Here is a 20,495-nt window from a genome sequence, read left to right on the forward strand (position 1 = left end):
ATGCCATCGCCATCTACCCTACTTAAATCGCTCAAGACGGCCAAAAAAGACCTCAAAGAAGACATCGAAGCTGTCTTTAAGCGTGACCCTGCCGCTCGCAATAGCTTAGAAGTTATTCTAACTTATCCTGGTATTCATGCTTTGATACTACACCGCGGCGCCCATTACTTATGGAATCATGAGCAAAAACTCGCCGCGCGCGTGATATCCTACGGCTCACGTATCGTGACTGGTATTGAGATTCATCCTGCCGCTAGAATTGGTAAACGCTTTTTTATCGATCATGGTGTGGGCGTAGTGATTGGCGAGACTGCTGAGATTGGCAATGACGTCACTTTATACCACGGGGTGACTCTGGGCGGGGTCTCACAAAATAACGGTAAACGTCATCCTACTTTGGAAGACGGCGTCACCGTTGGCGCTGGCGCAAAAGTATTAGGGCCATTCGCAGTCGGCAAGAACGCTAAGATTGGCTCGAATGCAGTAGTAGTCAAGCCCGTTCCTGCCAACGCAACGATGGTCGGTAGTGCCGCGCGTATGATCTCTGAGTATCATGACGAAAAAGGCAACCCGATCGTTGCAAAAATCAATGACTCTAAACAACAAGAAAAAGCAGCGAAAGGCATTATCACTGATAATCAGCAAGCAAAAGCACCACAAAAGGACCTTAGTCCCGACAAGGCTACAAGCTCGGCTCGTGATACCGCGTTTCAAGCTTATGGTATCGATCCCTCATCACAAGATCCTGTTGCTGAAGCTTTTGCCAAAATGCTTGAGCACATTCAGCAGTCTGAAACCCGCTTAGACCAATTACAGAAGGCCATGTGCAAAATAGATCCTGACTTTTGTCAAAAAGAGTACGATAAGCTGTGTTTAGAAGATATCGATGTCATCGATCAAGGTGATATGGATCAAGCGGCTACGCCTGAGAAATAGTCATAGGTTTGATCAGCTAAGTGAAGAGTGAGCTATAACTCACTCCTCACTTTTTATTAAATATTGATAAGTAGACATCAATACTTTACTTTTTTAATTCATTATCAAGCCACTCTTTTAGTACCACTGCTTGATTATGCTCTTCGTCCTTTGCGCCATAGACTAAAGTGACATTGTGTTTTTTCAGCTGTGTTTTTACTTTATCCATTAGCTCATTTTTAAGCTCATTCTCTGCCAATTCTTTTTTATAAGCTTTTTTGAAATCGTTAAACTTATTCGCATCATGATCGAACCACTCTCGCAAATCTTCAGATGGGGCTAGCTCCTTTGGCCACCAACTAAAGCTTAACTCTTCTTTTTTGATACCCCTAGGCCATAAACGATCGACTAGTATACGATAGCCGTCGTCCCTACCTTTTTCGCTATAAGCTCTTCGTATTTTTATATCATACATAAGGGATCACTCCTTTTTAGAATACTACCTCTATTTGAACCTTTAAAATGATGAATTCGGTTGCGTTAAAAACTCTATTTCTTCAGCGCTAGACGTTCGCTCTAAAATGTCATTACGGTGTGGATAGCGACCAAAACGATCTATAATCACTTTATGTTTGATTTCAGCGTGTACTGTCTCTGAATTCGTATACTTTTCAAATAACGGTATCGCTTGTTCATGGATAACCTTAGACTCGCTATGCATATAAGGCATCAATAAGAATTTACGCTCCTCTACCGTTTGTAGATGCTGCAAATCATTAGCCGCTACCGCCTCTTGCGCTAACACTAATGCCATGCCATCTTGCGCAAAAGCTGCTGCTGTATCGCGGTAGATATTTCGTGAAAACTGGTCTAATACGATAATCTCGGCTAAACGGCCATTTGGACTGCTGCGCCAATTATGAAATTCAGCTACCGAGGCTTGCGCAAGTATGCCGCCAAAGCGCTTCTGTAGCAATTTATCGAAACTTAAATCTTTTTCAAAAAACTGTTGACTGCCTACCTCATCAAAACAAAACTCTAGTATTTCATGGTATGTATGATAAGCGTTGTTCACAGAGTCCCTCTTCAAAAACTTAATAAACTCGCATAATATTAGCTTATCAGTACGGGCAATGCATAGTTTTGTACTCCTAAACTACAAGTCTTTAAGCTTCATTACTGAAAGCTAGCCCATAATAGCCTATAGTAGTTGGTCAATCACAAGCTTTACTCTTTTACTGAAAACAATATTAATTATAACTATAACGATTAGGAGGCATTATGGCACGCTTACAAGATAAAGTGATCATCATCACTGGAGCAGCTCAAGGCATGGGTGAGACGCATGCCAGGCTTTGTATTAATGAGGGCGCGAAGGTGGTTTTGACTGATATCAGTAGTGAAAAAGGCGAAGCTTTGGCAAAAGAGCTTGGCGATAACGCTTTATTCGTCAAACAGGATGTCACAAAAGAAGAAGACTGGGCACACCTTGTTCAACAAACTAAAGATAAGTTTGGGCAAATTGATGTTTTAGTTAACAACGCTGGTATCACCACCCACAAGTCAATTCTGGACACTTCAATAGAGGACTACCGCAAGATACTTGAAATCAATCAAGTGTCAGTATTTTTAGGGATGAAAGCGGTTATTCCTACTATGACAGCAGCCAAGCAAGGTTCGATTATCAATATCTCATCGATTAACGGCTTAGTGGGCGGCGCTATTGGCTATACCGACTCTAAGTTTGCGGTACGCGGTATGACCAAAGCCGCGGCTCTCGAATGTGCGCCGCATGGTATTCGTGTCAATTCCATCCATCCTGGCGTTATTGCCACCCCTATGATTACCCAAGGCGACACTAAAGATGCAGTAGAGGCTTTTGCCAAAACGATTCCGATGAAACGGGTGGCAGAGGCTGAAGAAGTCAGCGGTATGGTACTGTTTTTGGCCTCAGATGACTCAAGCTACTCTACCGGTTCTGAGTTTGTTGTTGATGGCGGCTTGACCGCGCAGTAGTTCATTAAAATTTTTTTTGAAAAGAGCTAGATTATTACTCTAGCTCTTTTTTTGTAGCTCATTTATAGTAGTCATCTCATGGTCTGCAAAAGGAAAGCGCTCTGCTATAACAATCCATTTATTTTCATTTATGCTTAGGCTATTTTGTTTATAATCTGTCTTTACTAATAAAATATCGATATCCATACTCACCTTGGTAACCGCTCCTTGATTACCTGAGATTATTGACTTCTGCGCACGCTCTCTGCCACATTCGTCCTCTAAATTTTTACAAAACGTCTGTAGCTGATCTAATGTCATACTTTGTGTCAAATCTAAATAGACACTTTGATTGACATAATCAGCTTTCGGCTGCTGTAAAGTCGCGGTAATATCAGGATTTTTAACGGCGTTAGATAACTCAATCTCACCAAGCTCAGCTAGACTTTTTTGGACATGCGATAAGTAATAGTCCGCCTGATAGTTACTACCCAACGCCAATAACGCTGCACTCACTGACAGCGATTGCAGCTCAGTAAAACTAAGCCTTAACAAGCTTCCTAGCTGCAAATCCGCCAAATCTTTATTGCTCATTAGTCAGATTGTCTGTGTGTTTAGCTTCAGTTTTTGCCAAGCGCGTAATTTGTACCCCAACCGCGTTTGCTTCTTTAATAGCTGTCGGCTTAGCTACGCTTAAAGTTACTTTTTGGCAGTAATACTTCGCTAATAGCTTCTCGGCAATTTGCGCGGCTAGATGCTCAAGCAGTTTTGCTTTAATTTCCTTGCACCAAATGCTGACATCATCACAGACTTCTTTGTAGCTTAAGGCATCTTTAACATCATCTGATAGAGCTGCTTTGCTGATATCCGTTTCTAAGGTGATATCGATTAAAATAGGCTGAGTGATTGCGCGCTCCCAGTCAAAGACGCCAATAACCGCCTCAACGGTTAAGCCTTTGACAAATACGACATCTGCTTCGCTATTGAGCATACTGTTATCCTTAATTACGATTTCTTATATACCTCAAACTTAACTATATTTAAAAAGTGCTGTTTAAGATTTAATATGACAAATTTACATAGGGATTTGCCGGGCTGAAGTCACAGCCTCCATGATACTAAGCATATTTTCCCTAATTTAACATAGACTGATATTTGATAGACTGCTGCTTAGCAAAAAATTTCATCAAGCGGTCTCATTTGTCACTGCCATTTTTAGCATTTTACTCGGGCGATGTCGCCACAAATCGATACTGAATAATAATAGGCCTAACCATATCAAGCCAAACACTGCTAAGCGATGCAGATCAAAAGGCTCTTTATAGTAAAACACCGCTAAGAAGAAGATAAAGGTCGGTGTTAAGTAATTCATAAAGCTTAGAATACTATAGGCGACTAGCTTAGTGGATTTATTAAACAATAAAAGCGGTATCAAGGTTATTGGTCCTGCCAACATCAATAGCCAAATATTTGAGGTAAACCAAAAGCTAATCTGACTACTGACGACATCTGCCTGCCAAAACCACCATACGCATATCGGTACGAGCATCGCAGTCTCGACAAACATTGCATCGACAGCCGTTAGCGGTGTTTGCCGCTGAATAGTGCCATAAGTACTAAAGCTAAAGGCCAATATTAACGATATCCAAGGAAGACTGCCAAGCATCACCACTTGTATTACCACCGACAGTAGCGCAAAACCAATCGCTACCCATTGCAGCGGCCGCATGCGCTCTTTAAAGAGAATCATCGATAGCGCCACACCGACTAGCGGCCCGATAAAGTAACCTAAACTGGCTTCTAGTATCTGATCGTGATTCACCGCCCAAACGTACGTCAGCCAATTAGTCGCGATAATCAAACCGGATAAAAAGGTTAGTGCCACCCATCTGGGGTTTTGTTTAAGTGTATTAATCCATTGCCAACGCTTAGTAGCGACTAAAACTACTAATAAGCATAAAAACGTCCAGATAATACGATGCCCGATGATTTCGGTCGCATTGTATTCGCTTAATTGCTTAAAATATAAGGGGAAAGCGCCCCAGATCGAGAAGGCGACCAGCGCTGTGATAATACCACGTCTTGTGGTTTGCACAGCAGCGACTGGTTTTTTTAGCACATTTTGGGTAGTCATAACACAAGACAACTTATTTGAGCAAAGCGCATCCTTATCATCTTATATATCTCCTGCTACTACTAACTAACAGGGAAATAAAAGGGAGGAATATGCGCTTTGTGAGATACAGAGTTTTAGTACTTAGGTTTTATCATTTAAATAGAAAAGCAATGCGTCAATGCCATAAGGGCATCAACCCATTGCTGCTTATTAATCGCTAATGATTTATAAATTAAGCTTTTTTAATTCGTTTTTAACTTATCCGCTATAAAAAGGCTTAGTCGCTACTGGTATCAGTATCTACGCCTTTATCCACCTCAATAGACATACCAATTTGATTGGCAAGCTCTGCAAAGCCTGGGAAGCTCGTATTGACCGTTTCCACGCCTTCGATAATGATCTGCTTGGAGGCACGCAGGCTAGCAACGGCAAAGCTCATCGCGATACGATGATCGTGATGTGAGGTAATATGACCGCCACCAAAGACCGCTTGGCTATTATCGACCTCATCGTCTTGACCTTGTGTGCCCCTGCCTTCAATAATTAGTCCATCTTCGGTTACCCTGCAGTCAATCCCTAAGGTTTGCAAGCCATCGGCCATGACCGCAATACGATCAGATTCTTTCACTCTTAACTCTTTGGCTCCTGTCAACACCGTACGACCTTGCGCGCAACTGGCAGCGACGAATAACACTGGGAATTCATCAATCGCCAATGGCACTAAGTACTCAGGTATCTCAATGCCTTGTAGGTTTGAGCTACGAATGGTAATATCAGCGACAGGCTCACCGCCAACATGAGTCTCATTGCTTAGACTAATATCTGCATTCATCAGCTTGAGGATATCGATAATACCGGTACGCGTTGGGTTGATACCCACTTGACTCAAAGTCAGCTCGCTACCTTGACTGATAGCCGCCGCGACCATAAAAAAAGCCGCTGAGGAGATATCAGCTGGTACCGCTATATCGCCAGCGATTAATTTACCGCCGCCTTCTACGCTGATACGATTGCCATCGACGCTCACGTCATAACCAAAAGCCGATAACATCCGCTCAGTATGATCGCGGCTGACTTCCGGCTGCGTCACCGTCGTGGTACCCTCGCTCCACAGACCGGCTAATAGCAAGCAAGACTTAATTTGCGCAGAAGCCACTGGCATCTGATAGTCAATACCTTGTAGTGGCTTACCAGCTTTCTCGCGGCCAGTAATACTCAGCGGCGAAGTACCACTAGTGCCTGTGCTTTGGATGACCGCACCCATCTGTCGCAGTGGCGCGGCAATACGCTCCATCGGGCGTTTATTGAGGCTAGTATCACCAGTCAGCACGCTATCGAAATCTTGCGCCGCTAAGATGCCAGCTAGCAGGCGCATACTGGTGCCGGAGTTGCCCATATAGATAGGCGTTTTGCTAGGTTTTAAACCTTGCATACCGACACCATGAATGGTCAGCTCGCCGTTATCCGGCCCTTCGATGGTCACACCCATATCTCTGAATGCTTGTAGCGTCGCTAACGCATCTTCTCCTTCCAAAAACCCAGTCACGCGCGTAACGCCCTCGGCGATACTACCGAACATGATACTGCGGTGCGATATCGACTTGTCACCTGGAATGGTGATCGTACCATTGACGGCATTACTGGTATTGGGAGAAATAATATATGAAGCTGACATAGCAGAGGTATCCGTATAAGGGGTGCTGGTTAGCATATGACCAAAATGTCGCCGTGCGGCTTGCGCTCGGCCCAAAAGGCCCATCAGGGCGGTTGAATCTTTATCAATAATAAGCTGACGTATGTTCTTTAAATAATCGCTGTATTCATCGAGCGCATCGATTATCGCATCTTGATTGGCAAAGAAGATATCATGCCACATCTTAGGGTCGCTCGCCGCGATACGAGTAAAGTCTCGAAAGCCGCCAGCAGCATAGCGAAACATATTTAAATTATCATCATGACTGGCCAGCTGATCGACTAAATTGTAGGCTAATAAATGCGGTAAATGACTGGTATGCGCCAGTACCGAATCATGATGCTGAGCCTCCATCGACATCACACTCGCCCCTACCGACTCCCATAACTGGCGCAGCTTGATAATAGCTACCTCATCAGTGCTCGCTAGTGGACAAATAATCACGCTATGGTTAATAAATAAATCGCTGCGACGCGCATGGTAGCCTGAATCTTCAGCACCGGCAATCGGATGCGCGGGCACCAGTCCAGTAGGCAAACCCTCTAGCGAAGTATCAAATACATCTTTAGCGGCGGCGATGATATTGGCTTTGGTGCTACAGACATCGCTGATCACGCAGTCATGGGCAAGTATACCACTCTGCATTGCAGCCTTAATTTCAGTGAATGCCGCTGATACCGCTTGCACGGGGATGGCGATAACGATCAAATCAGAGCCACTCACGACTTGGGCTAGCGAGTTACCGCCAGCATCTAGCAGACCCTGCTCAAGAGCAGCGCTGATGCTTGGCTGATGCTTATCGACAGCGACTAGACGTTTGCTTAGGCTATTATCTTTGATAGCTTGCGCAAGACTGGCCCCGATTAGCCCTAGACCTATGATGCAGACTTGCTCAAATAATGGTTCTGCGCTTAGATGATTTGTGGATTTTAGATAGCTCATGGATGTCTTATTATAGGTATATTACAAATTGATCTGGTATCTTGTTGATCTGGTATCTTGGCTAGGGCGCATTGAGCATTCATCACAGCCCAGATAAAGTTCTAATCAGTTGAGAATAAAACTGTCATAAATTCGAATGCGCTACTGGTATAAATTTTCCTAGCGTGCTGCATCCTTAGAGGCTGCACAAAACCCATTCCAGTAGCGCTATAACACTTTTAAATTTAGTCTACTATACTATTAAAAGGCTTCAATCTTCATTTAAGATAGATTTTAAAGTATCAATCAAGCGCGTATTGTCTTCTGCTAAGCCTACCGTGATTCGTAACCAGTCCTCTAAGCCATAGCCCTTTAAGGGACGTACAATCACCCCTTGCTCTAATAACGCTTGGTTAATGTCAGCCGCCTCTTCTATTTTCACCATAATAAAATTAGCATGTGATTTGATAAACTCAAGCCCTAGCGCATCGAATTGCTTTTCTAACCAGCGCATTTGTCCGGCGTTGGTTTTGCGCACTTCGCTGATAAAGCTTTGATCCGCCAGTGCCGCTGCTGCTGCTGCTAGGGCGATACGGCTAACATTAAAAGGTTGGCGAATACGATTAAGCAGGTCAGCCACTAGTGGCGAGCTTAGTGCATAGCCTACACGTAATCCAGCTAAGCCATAAGCTTTGGAGAAAGTGCGCACTATCACTACATTATTAAACTCGTCTAACAGTGTCCTATTATTGCTCTCAGGACTGTATTCAATATAAGCTTCGTCCAATACCACTAATACCGAGGCTGGCATACTTGCGACAAACTCGCGTAGCTCATCGCTATCTAATAAAGTACCCGTTGGATTATTGGGATTAGCAATAAACACCATCTTGGTATTGGCATTATCTATGACCGCTTGGCGCATGGCTTTTAGATCATGACCAAAACGCTGTGCTGGCACCTCAATTCCGGTCGCGCCTTGCATCTTCGCAAGCATCGAATACACCACAAACCCGTATTGGCTATAGACAATAGCATCATCCTGACCGACGAAGCTCCGAGCTAAGATATCGAGCAAATCATTAGAGCCATTACCCAAAGTAATGCTATCGATGCTCATATTGGTGAAGTCAGATAGCGCCTGTTTGAGATAATAACCATTACCATCAGGATAGCGCGCCAATTGGCCTAACTGCTGCGTTATGGCCAAAGTGACTTGCGGCGAGCAGCCTTTAGGGTTCTCATTACTTGCCAGCTTGACTACATCTGAGACGCCATATTCACGCGTCAGCTCTTCAACTGGCTTGCCCGTTTGATAGGGTGCAAGATCCATTATACTATCGTAGGCTGGCATTAGTGGATGCAGAGTTTTAGCTTGCAAGGTATCGGATGATGGCATGGTTTTGTCCTTTTTTAATGGCTTGACTACTGCTTAGCTGTTTCGTCAAACTTTTAGTCGTTTCGTCAAAAGTACTGGGCTAAAGCTGCCGCCTACGCCGACTCAAGCAAATATTTCAATAATAACTACCACACTCTATATCTTAGAGCACCGCTTTGGGATAAGAGCCTAAAATGCGCACATCTTTGACCAATGGACGTATATCAGCGATAGCGGCGCTGACATTCGGACTATCAATATGGCCTTCCATATCGATAAAGAATACGTAAGCCCACTTGTTCGGGCGCTCAGGACGAGTCTCAATGCTGGTCATAGAGACGCCATGATAGGACATCGGCTTCAAAATTTCGATCAAAGCACCGGCTTTGTCGTGGGCCGAGACGACAATAGAGGTTTTGTCTTGACCGGATGGCGCGATAGCTTCGTGACCGATGACTAAGAAGCGAGTAGTGTTGCTTGGATTGTCTTCGATGTTTGAATACAGCTTATGCAGATCATATTCAGCAACGGCCACATCGCCTGCGATAGCGGCTGAATGCCATTCGTTCTTGAGCCTACGCGCGGCTTCACCATTACTTGAGACCGCCACACGCTCGACGTTAGGATAATTGACATCGAGCCAATGACGGCACTGTGCGAGCGACTGCTGATGTGAATAGATTCGGCTTATACCATCGATCTTGGTATGTTCAGCGACTAAGAAGTTTTGATGAATAGGCAGCTCAACCTCGCCAATAATCTTAAGCGATGAGGATAAAAAACCATCCAAAGTATGGTTCACGACACCTTCAGAAGAGTTTTCAACAGGCACCACGCCATACATCGCCGTGCCCGCTTCGACTTCGCGAAAAACATCCGTAATCGTGGTAAGGGGTACAGTATCAGCGGCTTTGCCAAAGTGCTTTAGCGCAGCAGCATGAGTGAAAGTACCAAGCGGCCCCAAAAATGCAATACGCTGCGGCGCTTCTAAATCTAAGCAAACCGACATAATTTCGCGGAATAGGCGTGCCATTTTTTCATCAGAGATCGGCCCTTCATTACGCGCCATCACCGCTTTTAGCACTTGCGCTTCGCGCTCAGGACGATAAAAGATAGGATTGCTATCGGACTTTTGCGCCGCTAGGTGCTCTTTTTTTACTACCGCCACTTTTTGGGCTAAGTTTGCCCGACTATTGATCAGCATATGAATCTCATTATCGACTGCATCTATGTCCTGACGCAGCTGATTCAAAAGCTGTTGATCGGTTGAAGCGTTGCTGACATCAGTATTTGCTAGCGTCGAATGATCTGTTTTTTGTTCTGCCGGCTGCTTACTCATATCCTTTATCCTTTTTGAAACGGTTAACGTTTGCTATATTGAAGAAGACTAGTATCTAAATCTAGTCATTTACTTTTTATTATTGGCGGCTTGCTATTATTGATGCCTGCCAGCTCTATTTATTCTCTTTACCCATAAAAGAGTCAGTAAATAAGGTAGGCAAACAACGGACCGTCCCTACTATAGCAAAAACTGCTTACAGTGCCCATGCATAAATGGCTGTCAATAGCTGAAATAAAGTAAATGAGGATATATCTTTTAGTGGCATGAGCTTTATTATAAGAAATGCTCAAATCGCTATGACTAGCAGTAACCTGATAAGCAAATCTGTGTTAGAGTCTTAAAGACAGCTTACAAATAAATCAAAGGTTTCACCCTTATTAAAATGACAAGGATATTTAATGAGCGCATTACAACAGCTTCGCACTATGACTACTATTGTCGCTGATACTGGCGATTTAGCCGCTATTGAACGCCTCAAGCCTATCGATGCGACGACCAACCCAAGCTTGATTACCAAAGCGCTGATTCATCCTGACAATCAATCGATGTTAGCAGAAACGATGAACCGTCAGCAAGGTGATGTCGATGCCGTTATCGATGCCTTAACGATCCAAATTGGCTGTAGTATTTTAGAGCTCATTGAAGGCCGGGTATCGACTGAGGTGGATGCGCGCTTATCTTACGATACTCAGGCCACTATCGATAAGGCTTTGGAATATATAGAAGCCTATAAAAAGGCTGGAGTTGACTCAGACCGAGTGCTGATCAAAATGGCAGCGACTTGGCAAGGGATTGAAGCGGCTCGCTACCTTGAGACTCAAAATATTCACTGCAATCTCACCTTGCTATTTGGGCAGCATCAAGCGATTGCTTGTGCCGATGCTGGCGTCACGCTGATATCGCCATTCGTTGGTCGTATCTTAGACTGGCAAAAGCGCCAACAAAATCGCCAAAACGTACCCGCCGCCGATGATATGGGCGTGCAATCGGTCAAGCTTATTTACCAGTATTATAAGCAGCACGGTTATCAAACGCAGGTTATGGGTGCAAGTTTCCGCTCAACAGAGCAAATATTAGCTCTAGCAGGCTGTGATTTATTAACTATTGCGCCAAACTTAATTGATGAGCTTGCCAATATGAATGTCGAGGTCACCCGCCAACTCTCCCCTACTATGTCGATGGATCAGGACGCTATGAGTAAAGTCAGTTTAACCCATGAGGAGTTCAGCGCCGCTTATCAGAACGATAAAGTGACGCAAGATCTATTACCAAAAGGCATTGATGGGTTTATTAGCGCCCGTGAGGAACTGGCGCAAGCACTGGCAGCTATGCGTTAATCAAAATACTTATGCTACTAACGCCGTATTACCTTAATAACGGTTAAAGCAGATAACCCAAAAAGCGCTCAAAGTAGAGCGCTTTTTTTGTTTAAACCCCTGCTTTGAAAGTCGACTTAAGCTTTTAAAACCGTATAAACCGGCACTGGAAACTCGCCATGCAAGTCGACTAAGTCCAATAACACTAAAGCCCCTACTACATTATGATCAGCGGATTTGCACAGCTCATAGGCCGTGCGTAAAGTACCACCAGTGGCCAAGATATCATCAACCAATAGTAAGCGCTCAGGGGGCAGGTTGCTTTGCATCTCAAGCGTATCTTTGCCGTACTCTAGCGCATAAGCTTTATTAGCGACCGGTGGTGGCAGTTTACCCGGTTTACGAAGTAATATCATGCCCTTGCCCAATCTACCTGCTAGTAAACTTGCAAAGACAAAACCGCGCGCCTCAACTGCTCCTAAACAGTCCACCTCGTCCATTAGACCCTCCGGCAGCGCCGCTAACAATGCATCAATCACTTCATTAATATGACTGCGCAGTAAAGGGGTAATATCATAAAAATCTATGCCAGGCTTAGGAAAGTCCGGTACAGTACGAATAATTTGCCAAAGCGGGTGCTCAGTATTGACAAGATTAGAGTCATCAGAAGCAGTCTTAGCGGATGATGTCGCTTTTGTGGCGCTCATAAAAGTCCTTAACAGGTAAAAATATAGCGATTACAACCAAAAGGTAAAGGTTATAATAATCGGTCGTTATAGTAGCATAGTTGTCGTTCTGACAGTGATGAAAGCTAAAAATGACGACTGCTTCACTATTGAATATAGCGATAAGGCTTTAATAAAGGCATACTTGTCTCAATATACAAGTGTAAACTTAAAAGAGCTAAGTGGCGATATATGCTACACTACGTGCGCTTTAATAGTCTTAAACCCTAATGAGCAATGATAGATAGGATTATGTATGAAACGTTATGAATGTATCGTCTGTGGCTGGATCTATGATGAAGAGCTTGGCTGTCCTGAAGAAGGTATCGCTCCTGGTACACGCTGGGAAGACGTCCCTGATGACTGGACTTGTCCTGAGTGCGGTGTGGGCAAGCTTGATTTTGAGATGGCAGAGTTTTAGAGCTAGCACCTTGATAACTAGGTAACTAGGACCCTCTAAATAGGATACTTTATGACGAACTCAAACTCTCCTGGTACTGATAGCAGCGTTAATAGTAGCATTAACGAAAATAATGCTAACGCTATTCACGACCCTGTGAACACTGCTGCGGCTAATAATGTTGCGACTAAAAAACAAGCGCAATACCCTACTCCAGACTGGCAAAAATTCGGTGAGCATCACTGGGTACCTTCAGATCTGAGTAAAGACCTTTATCAAGCGATGATCGATATCGGTGATGGTATCGAGCTTTGCGTCGAAGCAGGTGGCAATCCTGATAACCCGCCGCTGCTAATGATAATGGGTTTAGGCTCACAAATGATCTTTTGGCCCAATAGCTTTATAAAAAGACTCATTGAAGCAGGTTTTTTTGTGATTCGTTTTGACAATCGGGATATTGGGCTGTCCTCTAAGGTGCAGATTGAAGGGTTACCACGCGTTAATCAGCTGAAGATGATGTTTCGTTTGCAAACCGGTCTGTCTAATAAAAGCGAGCAAGTCGCTTATAAGCTTACCGATATGGCCGAGGATACCGTGCGCTTGATTAAGGTGTTACATCTTGGTCGCACTCATCTGATTGGCGCTTCGATGGGCGGTATGATCGCCCAAATTGTCGCCGCGCGTTATCCAAGCTTAGTCAACCGTATGGCCTTGATGTTTACCACTAATAATCGCGCCTTTTTGCGACCACCGAAACCTAGACAGTTATATACCTTAATCAATCGTCCTGAGAGTCATTCTGAGCGCGATATTGTGCGTCATAGTGTTTGGTTTATTAAGACGGTTGGTACGCCTGGGCATATTGATATTCGCGCGGTACGAGAAGTTGCAGAGTTGCGCTATCAGCGTAGCTTTCATCCGCTAGGTACGCTACAGCAACTCAATGCTATTTTGGCTTCCGGCTCCATCGCGCGCTTTAGTAAAAAGGTGAAAGCACCAACTATCGTTATGCACGGTAGCGCCGATGGGCTATTGCCAGCATCGCAAGGCAAGGTAGTGGCCAAGACTATTCCTAATGCCAAGTTTTATCTAATCGATGGTATGGGTCACGATATTCCGGCTTATTATCAGCCCTATATGGTCGATCTGATCCGTAATCATCTTTTAGGGTAAAGGGATCTTGCTAATTGCTAGATTTTTAAATAAATAAAGCGGCGCATAATGAGATTATGCGCCGCTTTATTTGTTTAATATTGCCCACTTTTACTTTAGGAATTATTTATCAATCACAGCCAACATTGGTTCCTTCTTGATCAATACACATCTTATTACCATTTTGGAGACTGCCGATCCAAGCTTTCCCTTGTTTAAAGACAAAAGAGGGTGCCCCTCGATAGCTACCGCTGCTCGCCACGCCTTCTTCATCGAAGCGAAAAGGAATCACTAGCTCCCCGCCTAAATTCACGAAGCCCCACTTACCATCGACACGTACACCTGCTAAGCCTTCAGAAAAAGGACGCACGGCATCAAACGAATAGGTAATCATAGTAATATTACGCTCATCTACATAGCCCCATTTGCCATCGCGCTGATCCGCTTGCAAAGTCGTAAATGGCGCTGGGTTGGAGCGGTTAGCAGCCGCAGTACTATTGTTTGTGCCGTTAGCATTATTTTGTTGCCTATCACGGCTAGCATCAGAAGTACTGGCAGAATTGACAGGACTGGGATCTGAGATAATATTACCATTTTTATTGAGCCAGCTAATGGCTTGGCCTTTACGCACCCGCGCTTTGCCGCCTTTATAATTATCGATATCGCTAATAGAGGCAGAAAACGGCACTATGATATTGTTAGCAGTATCTATCACTCCGTATTTGCCGTCTTTTTTTACCACAATACGTCCATCTGCTGCCGCTCGTGCCCAGCCGGAAGATTCATCTAACTTATCATAGCTCAGCGGCACTACTTCGCGCCCTTTCATATTCAGATAACCAATTCTGTTACTGCGCTCGACAGGGATCAAGCCGCCAGCCAGCTTATCGGCGTCTACTTGCTGATAGCGCGATAAATCAACGACCCTTTTACCTTGCTTATTGATTAAGGCAACTGGTGCGCCAAAATCTTTAATTGCTAAGAAATAACGACTATCAGCGGTGCAAGAGACGTTTTTGTAATAGCTCTTAGGCAACTTACAGCTAGCAGCTTGCGCAGTTGGCATAACGAGCACCAAGCTAGCCGACACTAATAGTCCTGTAGATAGGCGTTGAGCTGTCAGCGCAGATAGCTTTCTAGATGTAGATCTAAGTAGTGACATAGACGATGTATATACCGGTAAGTTATTAACAAAGGTTGGATTACTATTTTCGATTGCTTTTAAGCCTTAAAACTCATTATAAGCCTGTTTATTATAAACTGCTAAGCCAACAAATAGCGAATATAGCGCCCGGTTCATCATCTAGCGCATCTTAGTAAAAACTTACAACTATTATAATGGACGACCGCTATAAAATTGTTGCTTGCTAGCGTCAAGCAAACCCTAGCTAATAAATTATCGTCATGCCATTTAGATTTTAGGCCAAAAGGTATACACTTGTGCTCTTTTTTAGGCTTATATTCTTATCTTGTATTGTTATAAGTGCAATATCATAGCCATCTGTAAACTAGTCAGCTAAATAAGCAGGTAAATAAGTCGGAGGGAAGCCTTATGACCGATAACTCTACGCGTATGGCCACCATTGGCTTAGCGATAGGTTGTATTATTTTTGGTTTAGGTAGCCTCATTGTCGCCCATGTCGATATTGGTGGCTGGGCCATGTCATTTTGGCGGTTGGCCATTTCAGGGGTGGTTTTTGCAGTTTTAGCGAAAATAGCCGGGCAGCGCATGCCAAGCTCGAGACGCGCTATTTTTTATGGGTTATTATCAGGGGCGTTTTTAGGCTTAGATTTGGCGCTTTGGCATGAGAGTATCTATGCGGTCGGCCCTGGCATCTCAACGCTATTGAATAGCTTACAAATTTTCTTTTTGGCGGCGATTGGATTTTTATACTTCAATGAGCGCCAGTCTATCTTGCAATTGATTAGTCTATGCTTAGCGATGCTAGGAGTTGCTATGATTGGCAGTCCAGAGTTTGCGCAAAACTCTGCCGCCACTTGGGGCTTTATCACAGGTATCGTCTCAGGGGGTATGCTAGCGGCCTCGATGACATTTATTCGTAAGACCCACGATACAGAACCGACACCTATACTAGTGCTAATGCAGCTGGTCAGTATTGGCGGGGTGCTAGCGATGATAATACCTATGCTAGTACTGGATAAGGGTAATATTATGCCCAGCACTTTATCAGAGGTTGGCTGGATACTGGTCTATGGTGCGGTGATGCAGTGCTTGGCTTGGGGCTTGATTGCCTACTCTATTCCCAAACTATCGCTGGCTTTGACCGGTCTATTGTTGTTGACTGAGCCAGTTGCCGCTTTGCTCATTGATTATACTTGGCTAGATAAGCCTATTAATGCTTTGCAATGGACCGGCGCTCTACTGACTATGTTGGCTATCTATTTAGGCTCGCTAAAACCCAAACCTCGGGCTCTACGCCGCTATCGATTTTTTGCGCGGTTTTATAACAAGAAATATTAATCCAAAAAAAAGGGTAAGCCTGATATCAGCCCCACCCTTTTACTCTTAAAACTAAAAAACCTTAAAGATAAGAGATTAGTCCTTTTGCCGATTAAATAAAGCATTGAGCACGATGGCTGCTAAAGTTGCAGTACCTATGCCGCCCAAATCAAAACCGCCTAGATGCAGACTAAAATTACCCGTGCCCATAATAACTGTAACCGCAGCGATGATTAAATTGCTATTTTTACTAAAATCAACTTTACTGTCTATCCAGATTTTTGCCCCAGCGATAGCAATGAGACCGAATACGACGATGGATGCACCGCCCAATAGCGCCACTGGAATGGTCTGAATAATCGCGCCAAATTTCGGTGATAACCCTAATAGCACCGCGACGACACCGGCGACAACAAAGATGGTCGTGCTATAGACTTTAGTGACTGCCATAACCCCAATATTCTCAGCGTAAGTGGTCACTCCCGTACCGCCAAAGCCTGCTGAAAAGGTCGTCGCTAAGCCATCAGCAAAAAAAGCTCGGCCCATATAAGGGGTGACTCGTGCCTTGGTCATGCCCTCTACCGCTTTAAAATGACCTAAGTTTTCGGCGACTAAAATAAAAGCCACAGGTGCAATTAAGACAATAGCGCTGAGCTCAAAGCGCGGCGTATGAATACTAGGCAGACCAAACCATGAGGCAGCAGAGACACTAGTAAAATCAATAGGTGTCCCGTAGCCCATCACGTTGGTAACGATGTAATAGATCACATAAGACAAAATAAGGCCGACTAGCAATAATAGGCGGCGCAGCATACCTCGCGTAAATACCGCTACGCCACTAATGAGCAATACCGTGAGCGCCGCCATCCAAGCATCAAACTGATTGGTTGAGACACCTTGAATGGTGACGGGCGCTAAATTCAGTCCGATAATCATCACGATAGCGCCGGTGACAATAGGCGGCATCAAGCTTTCAATCCAGCCCGTGCCGGTCTTCATAACCAGTAAGCCTACTAGCGCATAAATAAGACCACAGGCCATAATACCGCCTAAAGCCACATCTAAACCGCTATTGAAACCGGTACCTGCATAAGCAGTAACCGCTATCACAGGGCCGATAAAAGCGAAGCTTGAGCCCAAATAGCTTGGCATCCGGCCACCGGTAATCACAAAAAACATGATAGTACAGATCCCTGACATCAAAATAGCTAAATTGGCGTCAAATCCCATTAATAGAGGGGCTAACACTGTCGCGCCAAACATCGCAAAAGTATGCTGAATACCGAGCAAGATACTCTTTGATGGCGGTAAATACTCATTGATGCCAACCGGATTGCGATCCAAGTCACCTTGAAATGGACGCCAAGTGGGAAACCATTTACCATTATTGAAGTCTGGATTGTGCGGTAGCGTCATAGCATTAGTCTCAATACCTGCGGCCTCCAAAGCATTGTGTTCCGATGAGGTTTGAGACGATTGTTCTGAAGGGGGTATCATGCGCGTTTCCTATTTGACCCAACTGCATTATTATGGCTTCTATAAAAGAAGCGTGTGCTGTCATTATTTACCAGTAATGAAGACTCGTGATTCTTGCTAAGTCGTGCACTATGATTCTATAGCAATCTGATGGCTTGCCTTGAGGAACGTTATTAATAATAATTAGTTAACCATCGCAAGTCTAAGCCTTGCTATTTTTCGTTAGTCACATCAATCTATATATGTTCTACTAGGTAAATAAAGATTTTTTCTAAATTTTTTGTACTTACATTTAATATCTTTTATTTTTATTACAGGATGTTACAGCACGGTTAGTGCTCAGCATAATAACGGAATTTTATAGCAAAAAAAAGAGCTGATTTGACGGCTCTCTATACTGAGCTATTCTTAAGTAGCTACTAACGAAACGGTCGGCTATTCGCTAAAAACCTTTAATTGACTATCCTACTCGTGTCCGAATGTTGGTTATTCCTGATAATCAAAATATCTAATAAACAACCCTTTATTTAAGCGCTATCTACTGAACAAGTTAGGCGTTTTTTATTTCATCTGTTGAGTATTTCATTATGATTAGTGTTTTTGATTTATTTAAAATCGGTATTGGTCCCTCAAGCTCACATACGGTAGGCCCGATGGTAGCGGCTAACCTGTTTTTATCTTCACTGCGCGAACAGACTGAACTGAGCACAATAAGAAGTGTTGAAATCGAGCTCTTCGGCTCTTTAGCTGCGACCGGCAAAGGGCATGCGACCGATACCGCTATCTTGCTCGGGTTACTCGGTCATGCTCCTAGCACCATTGACACCCGGCTTACCAGTCAATACCTGCTACCTATATTTTCAGATAAAACCCTTAATATAGCAGGCGAGCATGAGATTGCTTTCGATGTGGAAAGCCATATCCACTGGTATAGCGATACGGTCCTGCCTTATCATCCTAACGCGATGACTCTTAGTGCGCGCTTAGCTGATGATAGTAGCTATCGACAAACCTACTATTCAGTAGGGGGCGGTTTTGTGATCAATGAAGAGGACGCTACCAACCCTGATGACGATCATGCGACACCGACAATAGAAGAGATACCCTACCCGTTTAATAGCGCCTCCGAGCTACTTGAGCGCTGCCAAAAGAACGGCTTGAGTATCAGCGAGTTGGTATTGGCTAATGAGTGTCATTATCGCGATAAAGAAGAGGTACTTGCTTACTTAGATTCTATATGGGATTCGATGCAAGACTGCGTCGCAAGAGGCTGTCAAAATAGCGGTATTTTGCCTGGAGGTCTCGATGTCAAACGCCGTGCCCAAGCGCTATACTTACAGCTATGCGCTGAAAAAGACCGCCCTATCGCCAAAACAGATAAATTAGCAGCGATGGATTGGATCGATTTATACGCTTTAGCAGTCAACGAAGAAAATGCCAATGGTGGTAATGTGGTGACCGCTCCGACTAATGGCGCGGCAGGTATTATCCCAGCCGTAATGCATTACTACCGTGATTTTTTGGCTAACTACAGCCAGGACGGGGCGCGAAAGTTTTTACTCAATGCCACAGCTATCGGTAGTCTCATCAAACAAAACGCTTCTATCTCAGGCGCTGAAGTCGGCTGCCAAGGCGAAGTGGGCTCTGCTTGTGCGATGGCGGCATCGGCTTTGGCAGAGATATTAGGTGGCGATCCGGCAAAATGCCTCAATGCTGCTGAGATTGGTATTGAACACAACCTAGGACTAACTTGCGATCCTATTGGTGGCTTAGTGCAAGTGCCTTGTATTGAGCGCAACGCTATGGGGGCGGTGAAGGCGGTGAATGCTGCTCGCCTTGCCTGCCGCGGTGATGGTCAGCACTTTGTCTCTTTTGATAAAGTGGTTGAAACCATGAAACAAACCGGCGCTGATATGCTCGAGAGCTACAAAGAGACTTCGCGCGCAGGCCTTGCCGTGATTGCAGATAACCGAATCCCAACGGCCAACCACGGGGTCAGCGTCAAGTATAGTCAGTGCTAAAACCATACGCTCATAAAGCAGTTACCATAAAAAAAGCCTCTAATGATTTAGAGGCTTTTCAGTATAAAAATAACAAGTTTAGAGATCAGTTTCAGTCATCTACCTGAGCTTACTCAGCAGTTTTTGAGACGACTTCGTTAAGATACCATACTGGCTTAACAACACCGGCAGCCTCATCAGCGACCGCTTCTTGGCGTACATCTAGCATATAACGGTATCCAGGCTCGTAAGTGAAACCTTGAATGTTACCATTGAATGAAGTGAAGTTTTTCTGATGTGCTTGACGGAATTGTAAGCACTCAGACTTGATCACTTCACCGGTGTTGGCAGTAACATCACAAACGGCTTTAGTAGGAGCGATCTCAAGCTTAAGGTTAGGAATATTAACAACCTTAACGTTTTGTGCTTGGCCTTCGACAACCATAGTACGCTCATCATTAAGATCCATAGTAGAACAACCGGCTAAAGCGAAAGTGGTTGCTAATGCTGCTATTGCTAACTTTTTCATGAACAAATCCTCAATTGATATAAATTATTAATAGTCAGTAAACTAACGGCTATCTGTAGTAAAAACAGATAATCTA

19 protein-coding genes are annotated in these 20,495 nt (G+C 44.2%); 7 read left to right on the forward strand and 12 right to left on the reverse strand.

The genetic code is table 11. The annotated features are described in order from the left end of the window. A complete protein-coding gene (gene cysE, locus ACS8E3_RS08520; RefSeq protein ID WP_439243222.1) occupies positions 1 to 936 on the forward strand; it encodes a serine O-acetyltransferase in 936 nt (311 codons plus the stop codon). 85 nt (positions 937 to 1,021) lie between these two features. On the opposite strand, the gene ACS8E3_RS08525 is transcribed toward cysE, so the two are convergent. Next, a complete protein-coding gene (locus tag ACS8E3_RS08525; protein ID WP_439243224.1) occupies positions 1,022 to 1,390 on the reverse strand; it encodes a DUF488 domain-containing protein in 369 nt (122 codons plus the stop codon). 42 nt (positions 1,391 to 1,432) lie between these two features. After that, entirely contained in the window at positions 1,433 to 1,990 is a 558-nt protein-coding gene (locus ACS8E3_RS08530; RefSeq protein ID WP_439243226.1) for a DUF924 family protein, read from the reverse strand. A 206-nt stretch (positions 1,991 to 2,196) separates the two neighbouring features. On the opposite strand from ACS8E3_RS08530, the gene ACS8E3_RS08535 reads away from it, so the two are divergent. Next, positions 2,197 to 2,931 (forward strand): glucose 1-dehydrogenase, encoded by a 735-nt coding sequence (locus ACS8E3_RS08535; RefSeq protein WP_439243228.1) that lies wholly within the window; start codon positions 2,197 to 2,199, stop codon positions 2,929 to 2,931. Between the two features lie 39 nt (positions 2,932 to 2,970). On the opposite strand, the gene ACS8E3_RS08540 is transcribed toward ACS8E3_RS08535, so the two are convergent. The 6 genes from ACS8E3_RS08540 to pheA all read right to left on the reverse strand — a co-directional run bounded on the left by ACS8E3_RS08540 (position 2,971) and on the right by pheA (position 10,357). Then, positions 2,971 to 3,504, reverse strand: a complete 534-nt coding sequence (locus tag ACS8E3_RS08540; RefSeq protein WP_439243230.1) for a 2-amino-4-hydroxy-6-hydroxymethyldihydropteridine diphosphokinase — start codon at positions 3,502 to 3,504, stop codon at positions 2,971 to 2,973. Then, positions 3,494 to 3,901, reverse strand: coding sequence for a dihydroneopterin aldolase (gene folB, locus ACS8E3_RS08545; protein WP_439243232.1), 408 nt, complete (start codon positions 3,899 to 3,901; stop codon positions 3,494 to 3,496). Before folB ends, ACS8E3_RS08540 begins: the two co-directional genes overlap by 11 nt. 195 nt (positions 3,902 to 4,096) lie before the next feature. Beyond that, a complete protein-coding gene (gene rarD / locus ACS8E3_RS08550; RefSeq protein WP_439243234.1) occupies positions 4,097 to 5,044 on the reverse strand; it encodes an EamA family transporter RarD in 948 nt (315 codons plus the stop codon). 259 nt (positions 5,045 to 5,303) lie between these two features. Continuing rightward, positions 5,304 to 7,661 carry a bifunctional prephenate dehydrogenase/3-phosphoshikimate 1-carboxyvinyltransferase gene (locus ACS8E3_RS08555; protein WP_439243236.1) on the reverse strand — a complete coding sequence of 786 codons (2,358 nt, stop codon included), beginning with the start codon at positions 7,659 to 7,661 and terminating at the stop codon, positions 5,304 to 5,306. Positions 7,662 to 7,911: 250 nt separating this feature from the next. Further along, positions 7,912 to 9,039, reverse strand: a complete 1,128-nt coding sequence (hisC, locus tag ACS8E3_RS08560; RefSeq protein WP_439243238.1) for a histidinol-phosphate transaminase — start codon at positions 9,037 to 9,039, stop codon at positions 7,912 to 7,914. A gap of 142 nt (positions 9,040 to 9,181) precedes the next feature. Next, positions 9,182 to 10,357, reverse strand: a complete 1,176-nt coding sequence (gene pheA / locus ACS8E3_RS08565; RefSeq protein WP_439243239.1) for a prephenate dehydratase — start codon at positions 10,355 to 10,357, stop codon at positions 9,182 to 9,184. 401 nt (positions 10,358 to 10,758) lie between these two features. Here pheA and ACS8E3_RS08570 point away from each other — a divergent pair, with 401 nt between their 5' ends. Continuing rightward, a complete protein-coding gene (locus ACS8E3_RS08570; protein WP_439243241.1) occupies positions 10,759 to 11,697 on the forward strand; it encodes a transaldolase in 939 nt (312 codons plus the stop codon). Between the two features lie 116 nt (positions 11,698 to 11,813). Here the strand turns inward: ACS8E3_RS08570 and ACS8E3_RS08575 are convergent, their stop codons facing one another. Beyond that, the gene (locus tag ACS8E3_RS08575) at positions 11,814 to 12,383 is read right to left on the reverse strand and encodes an adenine phosphoribosyltransferase (protein WP_439243243.1); all 570 of its coding nucleotides are present in this window, start codon (positions 12,381 to 12,383) and stop codon (positions 11,814 to 11,816) included. A gap of 274 nt (positions 12,384 to 12,657) precedes the next feature. On the opposite strand from ACS8E3_RS08575, the gene ACS8E3_RS08580 reads away from it, so the two are divergent. Beyond that, on the forward strand, positions 12,658 to 12,822 hold the full coding sequence (locus ACS8E3_RS08580) for a rubredoxin (protein ID WP_439243245.1): 165 nt from the start codon (positions 12,658 to 12,660) through the stop codon (positions 12,820 to 12,822). Positions 12,823 to 13,083: 261 nt separating this feature from the next. Continuing rightward, a complete protein-coding gene (locus tag ACS8E3_RS08585; protein WP_439243453.1) occupies positions 13,084 to 13,974 on the forward strand; it encodes an alpha/beta fold hydrolase in 891 nt (296 codons plus the stop codon). A gap of 109 nt (positions 13,975 to 14,083) precedes the next feature. Here the strand turns inward: ACS8E3_RS08585 and ACS8E3_RS08590 are convergent, their stop codons facing one another. Beyond that, entirely contained in the window at positions 14,084 to 15,019 is a 936-nt protein-coding gene (locus ACS8E3_RS08590; protein WP_439243247.1) for a WG repeat-containing protein, read from the reverse strand. Positions 15,020 to 15,505: 486 nt separating this feature from the next. Here ACS8E3_RS08590 and ACS8E3_RS08595 point away from each other — a divergent pair, with 486 nt between their 5' ends. Continuing rightward, complete coding sequence (locus ACS8E3_RS08595; protein WP_439243249.1) at positions 15,506 to 16,435, forward strand: DMT family transporter; 930 nt, start codon at positions 15,506 to 15,508, stop codon at positions 16,433 to 16,435. Between the two features lie 75 nt (positions 16,436 to 16,510). On the opposite strand, the gene ACS8E3_RS08600 is transcribed toward ACS8E3_RS08595, so the two are convergent. After that, a complete protein-coding gene (locus ACS8E3_RS08600) occupies positions 16,511 to 17,911 on the reverse strand; it encodes a solute carrier family 23 protein (RefSeq protein WP_439243251.1) in 1,401 nt (466 codons plus the stop codon). Between the two features lie 566 nt (positions 17,912 to 18,477). Between ACS8E3_RS08600 and ACS8E3_RS08605 the strand changes: the two genes are divergently transcribed. Further along, positions 18,478 to 19,911, forward strand: a complete 1,434-nt coding sequence (locus tag ACS8E3_RS08605; protein WP_439243253.1) for an L-serine ammonia-lyase — start codon at positions 18,478 to 18,480, stop codon at positions 19,909 to 19,911. 109 nt (positions 19,912 to 20,020) lie between these two features. Here ACS8E3_RS08605 and ACS8E3_RS08610 read toward each other — a convergent pair whose 3' ends face one another. Further along, entirely contained in the window at positions 20,021 to 20,419 is a 399-nt protein-coding gene (locus ACS8E3_RS08610; RefSeq protein WP_439243255.1) for a DUF4377 domain-containing protein, read from the reverse strand. Between the last annotated feature and the right edge of the window lie 76 nt (positions 20,420 to 20,495).

The organism is Psychrobacter sp. 2Y5, assembly GCF_051847375.1.
Lineage (GTDB): Bacteria > Pseudomonadota > Gammaproteobacteria > Pseudomonadales > Moraxellaceae > Psychrobacter.

Coding starts and splice junctions, on each gene's coding strand:
- cysE (WP_439243222.1), top strand. CDS start 1: ATGCCATCGCCATCTACCCTACTTAAATCGCTCAAGACGGCCAAAAAA.
- ACS8E3_RS08525 (WP_439243224.1), bottom strand. CDS start 1,390: ATGTATGATATAAAAATACGAAGAGCTTATAGCGAAAAAGGTAGGGAC.
- ACS8E3_RS08535 (WP_439243228.1), top strand. CDS start 2,197: ATGGCACGCTTACAAGATAAAGTGATCATCATCACTGGAGCAGCTCAA.
- ACS8E3_RS08540 (WP_439243230.1), bottom strand. CDS start 3,504: ATGAGCAATAAAGATTTGGCGGATTTGCAGCTAGGAAGCTTGTTAAGG.
- folB (WP_439243232.1), bottom strand. CDS start 3,901: ATGCTCAATAGCGAAGCAGATGTCGTATTTGTCAAAGGCTTAACCGTT.
- rarD (WP_439243234.1), bottom strand. CDS start 5,044: ATGACTACCCAAAATGTGCTAAAAAAACCAGTCGCTGCTGTGCAAACC.
- ACS8E3_RS08555 (WP_439243236.1), bottom strand. CDS start 7,661: ATGAGCTATCTAAAATCCACAAATCATCTAAGCGCAGAACCATTATTT.
- hisC (WP_439243238.1), bottom strand. CDS start 9,039: ATGCCATCATCCGATACCTTGCAAGCTAAAACTCTGCATCCACTAATG.
- pheA (WP_439243239.1), bottom strand. CDS start 10,357: ATGAGTAAGCAGCCGGCAGAACAAAAAACAGATCATTCGACGCTAGCA.
- ACS8E3_RS08570 (WP_439243241.1), top strand. CDS start 10,759: ATGAGCGCATTACAACAGCTTCGCACTATGACTACTATTGTCGCTGAT.
- ACS8E3_RS08575 (WP_439243243.1), bottom strand. CDS start 12,383: ATGAGCGCCACAAAAGCGACATCATCCGCTAAGACTGCTTCTGATGAC.
- ACS8E3_RS08580 (WP_439243245.1), top strand. CDS start 12,658: ATGAAACGTTATGAATGTATCGTCTGTGGCTGGATCTATGATGAAGAG.
- ACS8E3_RS08585 (WP_439243453.1), top strand. CDS start 13,084: ATGATCGATATCGGTGATGGTATCGAGCTTTGCGTCGAAGCAGGTGGC.
- ACS8E3_RS08590 (WP_439243247.1), bottom strand. CDS start 15,019: ATGCCAACTGCGCAAGCTGCTAGCTGTAAGTTGCCTAAGAGCTATTAC.
- ACS8E3_RS08595 (WP_439243249.1), top strand. CDS start 15,506: ATGACCGATAACTCTACGCGTATGGCCACCATTGGCTTAGCGATAGGT.
- ACS8E3_RS08600 (WP_439243251.1), bottom strand. CDS start 17,911: ATGATACCCCCTTCAGAACAATCGTCTCAAACCTCATCGGAACACAAT.
- ACS8E3_RS08605 (WP_439243253.1), top strand. CDS start 18,478: ATGATTAGTGTTTTTGATTTATTTAAAATCGGTATTGGTCCCTCAAGC.
- ACS8E3_RS08610 (WP_439243255.1), bottom strand. CDS start 20,419: ATGAAAAAGTTAGCAATAGCAGCATTAGCAACCACTTTCGCTTTAGCC.